The sequence below is a fragment of the Pseudomonas sp. LB3P25 genome (assembly GCF_054897985.1).
This window is the reverse complement of sequence record NZ_CM142711.1, coordinates 3,928,829-3,941,102: the sequence shown is the minus strand read 5'-3', so window position 1 is coordinate 3,941,102 and position 12,274 is coordinate 3,928,829. Positions and strand designations below refer to the sequence as shown.

Genomic DNA, 12,274 nt, shown 5'->3' with positions numbered 1-12,274 from the left:
CTCCAGAGACCGACAGCCAGTGCGCTCACCCCAATGTTCGCCGTAGCGCGGGTTGCCTTGACTCAAGGCGAAAACTCCATGATCTATCCGCTGATTCTTACCTTGCACCTGTTTGCCGCCCTGATCTTCATCGGCACGGTGTTCTTCGAAGTCCTGTTCCTGGAAAGCATCCGCAAACAGTTACCCGCCAGGGTGATGCTGCTGGTGGAGCAGGGTATCGGTCGCCGGGCCCGCTCGCTGATGCCGTGGGTGCTGCTGGTGTTGTTCGGTGCGGGACTGGGCATGGTCTGGTTGCGCTATTTACCAGCTCTTGCCTCACCACTGGCCTCATCGTTCGGCACCTTGCTGGCGTTGAAAATAGCGGTGGCCGTGAGTGTGCTGCTGCATTTCCTGGGCGCCATGTTTCTGTTCAAAAGCGGCCGAATGAGCCCGCGATACCTGCACTTCATCCATGGCAGCCTGTTTTGCCACATGATCGTTATCGTGCTGCTGGCCAAGGGCATGTTTTACCTGACGTGGTAATCGGGGCTGACCGGTGGTCCGTTGTGCAGACACTTGGCTTGCGCTTGACGCAAATCAAGGAGCATTGATGGTTAAACCCGGAGACTGTAAATCCGCAGCCAGTCTCGGAGACCGTCATGCTCGATTTATTTCACAACCCAGGCGAGATCGCCCGGTGCGATCAAGGCGTGCTTGACCCTAACTGTCATGCCGACACGCAAAAATTTCATGACGGTATTGGCTCTCTGGATCTGCTTCGTGCATTGCGCGTCAGCCGCCAGAAGCGCCGTCCGCTGTCCCTGAGCGTGCAACTGCCTTCCAGTCTCAAGCCGTCTTCATGTTCCCCGCGTGATATCGCCAGCGAGTACGACGGTATCGAGCAGTACCTTCAGCATCTGGAGCAGGAAATCGATCTCGTCGGTTGTCACCTCGGTGCGGAGCAACGGGTCGAGCAGTTTCATCTGGGGGGCGGAACCCCCGCGCCTGCCCATCTGGAACGGCTGATGAGTCATCTGCGCGGCCGGTTCAACTTTCTCGAACATGAGGGCGGCGACTACAGCGTCGAGGTCGACCTTCACCCTACCGACTGGTCGACCATGGGGTTATTGCGCGACCAGGGATTCAATCACGTCAGCATCGGCGTTCCGGATATCGACGCCGACTGTGACAGGTCGGTGGCCCGCTACCAGAACCCGGCGCCGATTCAATCGCTCATGGATGCCGCGCGCACCTTTAGGTTTCGATCGATCAACGTCGATCTGGGTTTTGGCCATGCCTGGCAGACGCCAGACAGTTTCGCGCTGAAGCTGGCGACCATTATCGAGCTGGAACCTGACCGGCTGATGGTGTTCGACTATGCCCGGCCACCACGGCGCTATCGGCCGGTGCTCGGTGACAACGTCAGAGCGCTGTGCAGCCAGGACGATAAAGGCGCGATGCGCCAGATCTGCTTTGAGCAACTACTTGGCGAACAGGGGATCGACATGGCCAAGAATTTTCCCATCAGCCCCAAGCATCCCGAGCGCATTTGCTGGGGCTGCGACAGATACTGTCCAGCAAACTCCCTGGCGTGCGGCAATGGCTCCGACAGGACAATGCATCCGGCCGAAATGATTGGAGACGATTGGTATCTGCATGGGGACTGGGCCATTGAACCGTTGAACGCGGTAGAAGACGTGACGGACGATCCCGGCCGGAAGAGCTGAGCCCCCCTTGAAACATAGAAACCACCTGACGGAATTTTTTTTGAAATCAAGGGGTTGCCAGCCTCGGGAAATCAGTACATAATTCACGCCATCGAAAGCACTGACCGCTGAAAAAGCTCAATGTTTTCAAGGAGTTAGATCACGAATCTTACTCCAAGTTTGTACGCGTTTGATGTTGTGCTACATGACATCAGATGTTTGAGGCCGAGTAGCAAAATGGTTATGCAGTGGATTGCAAATCCACCTACGCCGGTTCGATTCCGACCTCGGCCTCCACTATTAAAAACCCCGTAGATCAATGATCTACGGGGTTTTTTATGTGCGCCCAGCATGGGCGCAATCTTGTGGGTGAAAGTCCCGCCGTAAGCTGACCACAGCGAACGAAGTGAAGCGCAACTGCATGAGGGCGACCGAGTGTGGGGAGGAAGCGTGGATCGAAGCCATGAGCCGATGTACAAGAACCGGATAGAAGGCGAAGCCGATCAGGGCGAGCGGGCATAAAACCGCGAAGCTCTTGTGGTCAAGGATCAGGTTGCGTAAATCCGGCGGTTGTGTGGTGAAGGATTGCGTTCTTACCTGGGGAGATCTCGCCTTGTGCCTGAAAGGGCGACGGTGCAAGCCGGAGCGAGAAGTCAGCAGAGGCCGTAGTAGTCTTTTTTTTTTTTTTGACGAAGGGCCGAACGAGAGAAAGCGTTATAGGCCATGTTGATGCGAACGACCGGAAGTCAGATGCCTGCCAAACGCGGGGCGGATGTGAGGACGCGAGCGGTGAAACCGTGAGAAGCCCCATCAGCGACGAGGTCAATCGCCCGCAAGATGAATCCGACAACGCAGGGCAAGGGCTGCTGGATCGGGCCTTTGCGAGAGAAAACCTGAAGCGGGCATGGAAGCGGGTCAAGGCCAACAAGGGAGCAGCGGGCGTCGATGGTCTGGATATTGAACAGACCGCCGAACATCTACTGAGCCAGTGGGCGGCGATTCGCGAACAGCTTCTTTCAGGCGTCTACCGGCCCAGCCCGGTACGACGTGTGGTCATCCCCAAACCTGACGGCGGTCAGCGCGAGTTGGGAATTCCAACGGTCACCGATCGCTTGATCCAACAAGCGTTGCTGCAAGTCTTGCAACCAGAACTCGATCCGACTTTCAGTGAACACAGCTACGGCTTTCGCCCGGGACGTTGCGCGCAGGATGCTGTTTTGGCGGCTCAGCGCCATGTGTCTTCAGGGCGAAGAGTGGTGGTGGATGTTGATCTGGAGAAGTTCTTCGACCGGGTCGATCACGATATTTTGATTGATCGTTTACGCAAGCGGATTGCGGATCGGGCGGTTATCCGGCTGATTCGGGCGTATCTGGATGCGGGAACGCAGATCAATGGCGTAGTCGAGAAAAGCCGCTGCGGGGCGCCGCAAGGCGGCCCGCTGTCGCCGTTGCTGGCGAACGTGCTGCTGGACGAAGTGGATCGGGAACTTGAACGTCGAGGTCATTGCTTCGTGCGCTATGCCGACGATGCGAATGTGTATGTTCGCAGCAAGAAGGCCGGGCAGCGAGTGATGGCCTTGCTCAAGCGTCTGTATGAAAAGCTGCACTTGAGCGTCAACGAGAGCAAGAGTGCGGTGGCGAGTGTATTTGGTCGCAAGTTTCTGGGGTACGCGTTCTGGGCTTCTCCACAAGGCGTCAAAAGGACAGTAGCGGTCAAAGCGCGTCAGCGCTTCAAACAGTGCATCCGCTGGTTTACCCGGCGCTCAGGTGGCCGCAGCTTGCAACAAGTTGTCGACCGATTAAGGCCCTACATGCTTGGCTGGAAGGGATATTTCGGCTTGTCGCAAACTCCCAGAATCTGGCGAGAGTTAGATGAATGGATACGACACCGACTACGAGCAATCCAGCTCAAGCAATGGCGGCGTAGTTCAACGATCTATCGAGAGCTGCGCAGGTTGGGTGCAAGTGAGGCTACTGCTCGCAAAGTGGCGGGAAGCTCTCGCTGCTGGTGGCGCAATAGCGCTCTTGAACTCAACCGAGTGCTCGATATAGCGTGGTTCGACAGAACGGGTTTACCGCGTCTCTCCTGACCTCAATCTCTCGAACCGCCCGGTGCGGACCCGCATGCCGGGTGGTGTGGCAGGGGAACGGCCTATGAAGGCCGTCCCCTATGCCGATTGCCTGTGGGAAAGTTGAGTGCTCTGCAATTCATCCTTCACATGCTACCCGGCAACACGCGCGGGAGCCCCTCTGGCTGTCATTCTGGATCACAACTTCTTTGAGAAGCACGGACGCAGAGCTTGCGAATGCCTTCAATGCAGGTGATTATCTGTGCCGTCATAGGTAGGGGGGGTATGGTATGTCGCATGTTCATGGGCAAAAAGATGATCTGTTGAAACGCGTACGGCGCATCGCTGGACAGGTGCAGGCTATAGAGCGAGCGCTGGAATCAGATGCTGACTGCGCCAAAACTCTGCATCTTGTCGCGGCTACGCGTGGGGCAATGAACGGCTTGATGGACGAAATTATCGAAGCTCACGCTCATGCCCATGTTGCCAGCCCTGAGCTGAGCGATGAGGCGCGGGCCAAGGGTGTCGAAGAGCTGCTCGAAGCCATCCGTCGTTACTCGAAATAGGCCCGGTAATGCCAAACTTTGCAGAACTGCTTCAGCAGGGTGGCGCCCACGCGTGGCTCTATTTCCCCAGCGCGATACTGTTAGGGGCATTGCATGGGCTCGAGCCCGGACATTCAAAGACCATGATGGCGGCCTTCATCGTGGCCGTTCGTGGCTCGGTAAAACAGGCGGTGTTATTGGGCCTGGCCGCTACGCTTTCGCACACCGCTGTGGTGTGGTTGATCGCCATCGGCGGCATGTACCTGGGTCAAGGTCTGGATGCTCAAACCACGGAGCCTTACTTCCAGCTTGTATCTTGCGCACTGATTATTGTGATTGCACTCTGGATGCTGTGGCGTACCTGGCGCGGCGAGCAGATGTTCAAGTTCGAGCAAGGACACGATCACCACCACGGCCACCATGATGAAACCCATCGTATCGATACTGGTCATGGCCGTATTGAACTGTCGATCTTCGAAGACGGCATGCCACCCCACTGGCGCATGAAAGCGTTGAGTGGGCATGCCTGGCCCGCTTCAGACGTTCGTCTGATCACTACCCGTTGTGACGGCAGCACTCAAGCGTTCTCATTTGCTCAGCGTGAAGGCTTCCTGGAATCAACTGTCGATATCCCCGAGCCTCATGAGTTCAGTGCTCGCTTGAGTCTTGGGCATGCCGGTCACTCCCATGATTACGACCTGGAGTACCTGGAGCATGATCACGGGCACGCGCATTCCGAACTGGAAGGCCTGGAGTTGTCGATTGACGGCTATCAGGATGCGCACGAACGTGCACATGCCAACGACATCCGTAAGCGTTTCACCAACCGGGAGGTCACCACAGGACAGATCGTCATGTTCGGTTTGACTGGGGGGCTGATTCCTTGTCCGGCGGCCATCACCGTTCTGTTGCTGTGTCTTCAGGTTAAAGAAGTCGCGCTGGGAGGCATGCTCGTTCTGTGCTTCAGCATTGGCCTTGCGATCACGTTGGTGGCAGTGGGTGCTGCTGCGGCCATTGGCGCTAAACAGGCGTCCAATCGCTGGCCATGGCTGGGCACCGTTGCTCGTCGTGCGCCCTACCTGTCCAGCGTGTTGATCATCGGTGTTGGCCTCTACGTGGGCTTCCATGGCTGGATAGGCCTGACTGCATAACGAGGTGTTGAGTGTTAAATAGAAGTTTCCATCGTGACCACAAAGGAACGTCTGCCACTGCCACTGGGTGATCTGGCGGGCCGGGTGCCCGCCAGTTTTTCAGCGCAACAGATGCACTGCCAAGCCGACGAGCGCACAGGCCATCAGCACCTCAATGACCCCACGCTTGAAGCGGAACAAGGCAATCGCCGCTGCAATGGCGATCAGCGCAGAGGGCCAATCAAGGTTGCCGCCGAAGCCTTTCGGCCACAGCACGTGATAGCCGAAGAAGCACGCCAGATTGAGGATCACACCGACGACTGCCGCGGTAATGGCGGTGAGTGGTGCGGTGAACTTGAGTTCGTTGTGGGTCGATTCCACCAGTGGGCCACCCGCGAGGATGAACAGGAACGAGGGCAGGAAGGTGAACCATGTCACCAAAGAAGCTGCGACAGCTCCTGCCAGAAACACATGTTCGCTACCGAACACTTGTGCGACATACGCCCCGACAAAGCTGACGAAGGCCACGACCATGATCAACGGCCCAGGAGTGGTTTCGCCTAACGCCAGGCCGTCGATCATCTGTGTCGCGGTCAGCCAGCCATAGTGACCGACAGCGCCTTGATACACATACGGCAGCACCGCGTAGGCCCCGCCAAACGTCAACAGCGCCGCCTTGGTAAAGAACCAGCCCATCTGGGTAAAGGTGCCTTCCCAGCCAAATAATACGGTCAAAATCCCCATCGGCAATGCCCATAGTGCGGCGCCAATCAGTGCGAGCGATGCCAATTTCAACCAGCTGAACCGGGCATGCTCCGGGGACGGAGTGTCGTCATCGATCAAGGCTGGGCCGAAGGATTTTTTGGCGGCGCTATGGCCCCCAACTCTGAATTTCTCGGGTGCCAGGCGTCCACCGACATAACCAATCAATGCGGCACCCAGAACGATCAACGGGAACGGAACATTGAACGCGAAGATCGCGGTAAATGACGCCGCCGCTATCGCCCATAGCCAATTATTCTTCAATGCCCGAGAGCCGATCCGATGCGCCGCTTGCACGACGATGGCCGTCACGGCGGGCTTGATCCCATAGAAAAGCCCAGCCACCACAGGCACTTCTCCGAAGGCGATGTACATCCATGACAAAGCGATCAGGATGAACAGTGAGGGCAGCACGAACAGCGCACCAGCAATCACTCCACCCCAGGTTCGATGCATCAGCCAGCCGATGTAGGTCGCCAACTGTTGAGCCTCTGGGCCGGGCAGCAACATGCAGTAGTTGAGGGCATGCAGGAATCTGCGCTCGGATATCCAGCGCCGCCGTTCTACCAACTCCTGGTGCATGATCGAGATCTGTCCCGCTGGCCCACCGAAGCTGATGAAGCCGAGCTTCAGCCAGAACCAGAAGGCCTCACGCAAACTGATTGCTTCCGGTCTCGACAGTTCTTCTTCAACCACGGGTGCCAAATCCTTACTCATTGGGTTGTTCCTCCTTCGCAAACCCGGCGAGCAGGCCGTCGAATATGGCGCTCGCGGCAGCCAGTAGATGGTCGTCGTGGGTAATGGTTTCGCGCAGCCCTGCCAGCACACGCTCGATACCGGCAGCCTCCACCGGCTGAATGCCTCCGATATCGAGGTAATGCACCAAGGCTGCGATGCGGCTTAAGCCAGGCTCTTGAAGTTCAAAGCTGGCTTGCAAGGTTTCGAAAGTCACCCGGTTGCCCACATGACTGAAAGTCGCATCATCGAAGTCGAAGCCCAGCGCATCGGCCGGGCAGTTCAGTGGAGTGTCCAGCCAGAGGATCAGAGCGTTGGGGTCAATGAAGCGACGGATCAACCAGGCACAAGCCAGGCGGTCGACCCAGGGACGCTTGCGGGTTGCCCAGATACGACCCTGATAGTCGCCACGGTTGAGTGCTGTTATTGGTTGGTTGCGGCTGTGTGGCTCATCCGCAGACAGCGCTCTGCTGACCGCAGTCTCAAGCTCCTGCAAGGCAGCGTCGATTTGCTGCTTCGACTTGCCAGGAAAGTAATCGATGCTGGTCAGCTGTTCGTAGCCTTTGCGCAGCTTGCGAATCTGTTTGGTGGTGGACAGCGCATTCTCGGTCGTGAGCTGTCCTCGGCACTCCTCAATCTCAACACGAAGTCTGCTGTAGTCCTCGCTGCGGTCGAACAACCCGACAAAGCGCTCGCCGACTGGATCCACCACAGGCAACACATAGGCAGTGCCATTGATGGAAAGGATGTCGCGCTCGATAGACGCCAGAGCCTCACGACAGGCACCGGTATCAGGCAACAGATAGGCACCATCACGCAAAACCGCAGCCCCGGAAGCTTTTAGGGCCCGCCAAGCGCGCATGCGCTCGGTGGCATTCGCGGTAGGTAAACCGAGAATCAACGCTAGCCATTTTGACATGTAGAGATCGCTAGTTATTTTGTAGATGTATTTACATTATCTGTAATTTAGGCGCTTGAAAAGCTTCCCTTCATCATGAGGATCTTAAGAGCCTTGGTGGAGACGGGGATAGGCAGGGTCGGTAGATAGTGTGCAATGCGGTCACTACCAGAAAGGCATTCTCATGCTTTAGGCGTTAGCGGTGAATGGCTGCTTCCGGCCCAGATTGTGTGAAAACGTATGCGCCGTTTTGAAGTCTGCCAACGCTTGATCAGTTAGCAGACTTGAAAGTTACATGGGCGCGCGATTTTCGCTCCAGCGTTGACTATTCAACGTGCTCTAAAACCTTTTCACACAGCCTGGACCCAAAGCCGACAGTCGGTAGTGCCTCGACTCTGAGAAGGGTGAAGAGATCAAAAAACTATGTCATAGCTGTAACTGTGCGTGGGGGGCATATCCAGTTTTGCAAGCGAACGCTCAAAAAAGCACGAACTCGATCGTCTGGCGATATAGTTTAGTTTTTCTTCTTGATTAGTTTGCCCATGTAGTACTTTAGGCTTAAACGATCTTTGGGCCTTGGCTTGTAGTGGGTTTTGTTTCTTTGTGCGGGATCGATCGCCATGGTTCCAGCGGTGTAGTAATAAAGTGCTATAGACCTACGGGTGATGTGTTCTGGAGTCGTTAAAGGCTCTGGGTGCCCATGATTGCTGTCTTTGTCTGTGTTGAAAATGACACAGCGATTGTAAATGGGCAGGACTTTTTTAAGGCAGGTCTTCATGTCGACATCCCAAAGTTCCAGGTTGCCGCCGTATTCCTCTCGCCAGTCTTCATTCAGATAAATTATGATATTCAGTCTGCGCTCAATATTAAGCTTTTTGTTGAGCCTGAAGTCGGAGTGCACCCCCAGAAAACCACCACTTTTCGTTTCATGCAGGCCGCCACCGGTAAAGTAGGGGTCGGGTATCAAACCTTCGATGCCTGTGAGCTTTTCAAGAAACTGCAGCATGGGGGCAGAGTTGAAGACGTTGAAAATAGTCTTCAAATAGGGGGCGCATTCGTTGGGACTAATTTGACGTTTTCGTTGACCTTTATAGCCGCGCTCGTAGAGCATTTCGTTGTTGGTTGGCTCGATTGGGAAGTGCGAGCAGATACTCGCAATCAGGTCTTCGTGTAAGAAGTTGTCGATGACTATGTGCGGAAATGGCGTAGCCTGAATATAGTGACTGGCCAATGAGTCACCAAAGGCGCTGGCGGCGTTTTGGTCGAAATCAAGCTCCGGGGAGAGGGTGATAGGTAGTGTTTGAGTGATGGGTGCCATTACCGCTCCAATAACTTAATACAAAGACTTATGGGTGACTTCAAACAGCGTTGAACGCACTGCTCGTTGCGTCTATTCGCAGCTTAATTTTTGCTGTCATTCTTGTTCAGACGCTTAAGGATATTGTTGTACATTTTGGTTCGTCTATGAGTCTTATCATAGCCGCCAGCCGCTGCGACCGTGCCGGCCTGAATGTGATCCAGATAGCTGAAAATTTTACGCGGTGATAACATTTCAACGACATAGCCAAGCTCGGTCATGCGATCTTGGAGCGTATAGCCTGGCACGCGATCATCCATCGAAAAATGCATGTTGTGCTGTTTGATAAGTTTGCAGTTCCACAATGTACAGAAACTCTTCAAGTAGACTTCTCTGTACGGTTTTGGTTCTCTGGAACGTAATCCCATGGAGATTTTCAGGTGCCTGAAATGGTGTTTGAATAGTCGTGAGCTAAAGCGCCAAAGAGCTCTCGTGGTGCCACGGTTTAATTGCTCAACACAACCGACGGCTACGACTTTTGGGTTTTTCAAGCATTTATTTAGCATCATCGGAAAAACATTTTTATCGAAAACAAATGTATCAGTGTGCATTAAGAATAAATAATCAGTTTCAACTCGCTCCAAAACCAGGTCAAGTGCTTTGCCATGCGCGATATGGCCCGGTTCTGGTTCAGAAACAGAGCGCTCGATTAAATTGATCCAGTCAAGCGTTCGTAAATACTCAGTGCTTTCATCGGCGGAATAGTTGTCAACTACCCATATTGGGACGCTGTTGCTGCCCACATGCTGGTGCAATAAGTCTAAGCATATCTTGGTAATTTCTGGTGTTTTGTAATTTACTATAACTATGCTGAAAGTTTTATGGCTTTCAGCCGGAAAACTAGTATTGTTCATCGTTCAGGCGCTCAATGGTGTTGTATTTAATTCTAAAAATAATTGAACCTGTATGCAGCTTTTGCTTGTTTTTTGCGCAAAATCTTGCGTGGCTATAGAGTTCAATTTGTTAAGTCGCGTTGTCATACAATAACCATAGCTTACTCAGGCCTGATGGAGAGCAGTAGATGCGGACTTCATCGTATAAGGATCTGCTCTATAGGTAAATGTCCGTGACTTAATTCGTTACATCAGGAGGCTGGTTAGGCGTGCGTCCTGGGGCGGTGTGAACTGAGCTTGCGTAAGGCATTCAGGTAATTTGTCACGTCATGCGGTGTGCTAGCACCTACAGAGCCTTCCCAAACAGGGCGGCTTGCTTGTTCGGACATCATGCACACCATTCAGCGTCACTCAGGGCGCCTCTCGCTCCAAGGGCTTCCAACAAAATCACCGCACGATTGCGCTCGTAACTGGCGAACAAACGTATCGTCTGCCTGCACATTCCCGATGACGTTGAGTTCATGGAACCGTTCCACGGTCACTCGGGCAACCCGGCCAACCGCAGTCCATCAACGAAGCGCGCGAAATCCTCGGGCCGTTGGATGGGCAGCCAGTCTTTCAGGTTGGAGAGGCGCAACGAGGGATCCAGTTCGCGTAGACGCTGCATCGCCAACCTCGCTTTATCCATTCGTCCGCTGAGGGCCTGACTGGCCGCCACCAGGGCCACCGGGGCCAGGAAACTGGACAGGTTGCCCAGCGCCTTTTCCGCCCATTGCGTCGTGGGATCGAAACGCCCGGCGAAGAAATGCGCGAGCGCCATTCCGACCTGCATCCTGAACATTTCCGGATCCAGCGGACTCAAGCGAACGGCATGGGTCAGATGCTCAATGGCGGCGTCTGTTTCACCGCGCAGCGCGCGCAGGATACCGCCCAGGTACCAGGCGGGGGCGAGATTGGGATTGAGCAGACGTGCCCTGTCGAGCAATGCAATGCCGCCGTCAACATCGCCGGCGAGATGGCTTAATGCATGTCCACCTCGTGTCAGCGCAACCGCATCATCGCGGCCGAGCGTCACCGCCAAACGCGCAAGCCTTACGCCCTCAGCGATCTCTTTCGTCCGATCGGTCATCCAGCCATTCAGCTTGCGCCAGAAGTGGCACCAGGCTGCCATACCATAGGCCGATGCAAATTCCGGGTCGAGCTCGATGGCCTTATAGAACAACGGCAGCGCCTGGTCGAGGGCTTCCCGGGTGCCATTGTGCAGTTTTGCCATTCCGCGCAGATAGTAGTCGTAGGCGTCCAGGCTTTCCGTCGGTTTGCGTTTGGCGCGTTCGATTTCTGCCCGTTCGAGTTGCGGCGCGATGGCACCGACGACGCTTTCGGCGATTTGATCCTGCAGCTCGAAGATGTCGTTGAGCGTGCCTTCGAAGCGCTCCGCCCAGATATGCGTCCCGCTCGTCGCGTCGATGAGCTGCCCGGTGATGCGTACCTTGTTCCCGCACTTGCGCACGCTGCCTTCCAGCACGTAGCGAACGCCCAGCTCCTGGCTGACGCCCTTGGCGTCCACCGTCCGGCCCTTGTAGGTGAAGCTCGAATTGCGCGCGATGACGAACAGCCAGCGGATACGCGACAGGGCAGCGATGATGTCTTCCACGATGCCGTCAGCGAAATATTCCTGCTCCGGATCGCCGCTCAAATTTTGGAAGGGTAAGACGGTAATGGAGGGTTTGTCCGGGAGGACGAGCGAGGAGGAGGGCATCTCCTTCGGGTCTGTGGACGCGCGTTCGTCGATGTCAGGCCGGTCAGACTGTTGCGTTTCACCGATCCCGTCGGCCTTGATCTGGCCGACGAAGCGGTAGCCCTTGCGGGCGATGGTGCGCACCAGGCGCTGTTCCTCGCCGGTATCGCCGATGGCCTTGCGCACCGCATTGATGTGGCTGGTGATCGTCGATTCCGAGACGATCCGGCCGTTCCACACCGTCTTGAGCAGGTCGTCTTTGCTGACGACGCGATCGGGGTTGTTGACGAACAGCAGCAATAGATCGAAAACCTGCGGCCCGACGGCCACGACTTGCCCGCGCAAGGTGAGTTCCCGGCGCTCCTCATCGAGCACGTAGTCTTCAAACACGAATGGCAAAGTGAGGTTCCCCTGGCGAAGCGCCCTCAACTCCGTGTCCCAGGCGACTGTCGATTAGTATTTGAAATTGATGATACGGCAGCGCTAAACCCGCCGCACCGTCCGCAGCAGAGACGACGTCGG

10 protein-coding genes, 1 tRNA gene and 1 pseudogene are annotated in these 12,274 nt (G+C 55.5%); 7 read left to right on the top strand and 5 right to left on the bottom strand.

Translation table 11 applies throughout. The features are described 5' to 3' along the window. Positions 1-78 precede the first annotated feature (78 nt). The 7 genes and pseudogenes from ACYZTW_RS17895 (at position 79) to ACYZTW_RS17865 (ending at position 5,450) form a co-directional block, all read left to right on the top strand. Positions 79-522: a CopD family copper resistance protein gene (locus ACYZTW_RS17895; protein WP_462001132.1), complete on the top strand. Its 444-nt coding sequence runs from the start codon at positions 79-81 to the stop codon at positions 520-522. Between the two features lie 116 nt (positions 523-638). Beyond that, a pseudogene (locus ACYZTW_RS17890) lies at positions 639-1,466 on the top strand (oxygen-independent coproporphyrinogen III oxidase); the annotation flags it as partial. An 18-nt stretch (positions 1,467-1,484) separates the two neighbouring features. Beyond that, on the top strand, positions 1,485-1,706 hold the full coding sequence (locus ACYZTW_RS17885; protein ID WP_462005781.1) for a DUF3079 domain-containing protein: 222 nt from the start codon (positions 1,485-1,487) through the stop codon (positions 1,704-1,706). Between the two features lie 202 nt (positions 1,707-1,908). After that, a tRNA-Cys gene (locus tag ACYZTW_RS17880) sits at positions 1,909-1,982 on the top strand. 500 nt (positions 1,983-2,482) lie between these two features. Beyond that, positions 2,483-3,775: a group II intron reverse transcriptase/maturase gene (gene ltrA, locus ACYZTW_RS17875; RefSeq protein ID WP_462001131.1), complete on the top strand. Its 1,293-nt coding sequence runs from the start codon at positions 2,483-2,485 to the stop codon at positions 3,773-3,775. 269 nt (positions 3,776-4,044) lie between these two features. Continuing rightward, entirely contained in the window at positions 4,045-4,320 is a 276-nt protein-coding gene (locus ACYZTW_RS17870; protein WP_462001130.1) for a metal/formaldehyde-sensitive transcriptional repressor, read from the top strand. Positions 4,321-4,328: 8 nt separating this feature from the next. Continuing rightward, the gene (locus ACYZTW_RS17865) at positions 4,329-5,450 is read left to right on the top strand and encodes a nickel/cobalt efflux protein RcnA (RefSeq protein ID WP_462001129.1); all 1,122 of its coding nucleotides are present in this window, start codon (positions 4,329-4,331) and stop codon (positions 5,448-5,450) included. Positions 5,451-5,549: 99 nt separating this feature from the next. Here ACYZTW_RS17865 and chrA read toward each other — a convergent pair whose 3' ends face one another. The 5 genes from chrA to ACYZTW_RS17840 all read right to left on the bottom strand — a co-directional run bounded on the left by chrA (position 5,550) and on the right by ACYZTW_RS17840 (position 12,151). Beyond that, a complete protein-coding gene (chrA, locus tag ACYZTW_RS17860; protein WP_462001128.1) occupies positions 5,550-6,908 on the bottom strand; it encodes a chromate efflux transporter in 1,359 nt (452 codons plus the stop codon). Then, complete coding sequence (locus ACYZTW_RS17855) at positions 6,901-7,845, bottom strand: chromate resistance protein ChrB domain-containing protein (RefSeq protein ID WP_462001127.1); 945 nt, start codon at positions 7,843-7,845, stop codon at positions 6,901-6,903. The genes chrA and ACYZTW_RS17855 overlap by 8 nt, the downstream gene beginning before the upstream one ends. Positions 7,846-8,338: 493 nt before the next feature. Beyond that, on the bottom strand, positions 8,339-9,142 hold the full coding sequence (locus ACYZTW_RS17850) for a 2OG-Fe(II) oxygenase (protein WP_462001126.1): 804 nt from the start codon (positions 9,140-9,142) through the stop codon (positions 8,339-8,341). A gap of 83 nt (positions 9,143-9,225) precedes the next feature. Beyond that, the gene (locus ACYZTW_RS17845; RefSeq protein ID WP_462001125.1) at positions 9,226-10,035 is read right to left on the bottom strand and encodes a glycosyltransferase; all 810 of its coding nucleotides are present in this window, start codon (positions 10,033-10,035) and stop codon (positions 9,226-9,228) included. 517 nt (positions 10,036-10,552) lie between these two features. Next, positions 10,553-12,151 carry a winged helix-turn-helix domain-containing tetratricopeptide repeat protein gene (locus tag ACYZTW_RS17840; protein WP_462001124.1) on the bottom strand — a complete coding sequence of 533 codons (1,599 nt, stop codon included), beginning with the start codon at positions 12,149-12,151 and terminating at the stop codon, positions 10,553-10,555. Positions 12,152-12,274: the final 123 nt, after the last annotated feature.

Excerpts from the sequence above, each read along its gene's own strand:
- ACYZTW_RS17850 (WP_462001126.1), bottom strand. The coding sequence starts at position 9,142 with ATGGCACCCATCACTCAAACACTACCTATCACCCTCTCCCCGGAGCTT.
- ACYZTW_RS17845 (WP_462001125.1), bottom strand. The coding sequence starts at position 10,035 with ATGAACAATACTAGTTTTCCGGCTGAAAGCCATAAAACTTTCAGCATA.
- ACYZTW_RS17865 (WP_462001129.1), top strand. The coding sequence starts at position 4,329 with ATGCCAAACTTTGCAGAACTGCTTCAGCAGGGTGGCGCCCACGCGTGG.
- chrA (WP_462001128.1), bottom strand. The coding sequence starts at position 6,908 with ATGAGTAAGGATTTGGCACCCGTGGTTGAAGAAGAACTGTCGAGACCG.
- ACYZTW_RS17870 (WP_462001130.1), top strand. The coding sequence starts at position 4,045 with ATGTCGCATGTTCATGGGCAAAAAGATGATCTGTTGAAACGCGTACGG.
- ACYZTW_RS17885 (WP_462005781.1), top strand. The coding sequence starts at position 1,485 with ATGGCCAAGAATTTTCCCATCAGCCCCAAGCATCCCGAGCGCATTTGC.
- ACYZTW_RS17895 (WP_462001132.1), top strand. The coding sequence starts at position 79 with ATGATCTATCCGCTGATTCTTACCTTGCACCTGTTTGCCGCCCTGATC.
- ACYZTW_RS17855 (WP_462001127.1), bottom strand. The coding sequence starts at position 7,845 with ATGTCAAAATGGCTAGCGTTGATTCTCGGTTTACCTACCGCGAATGCC.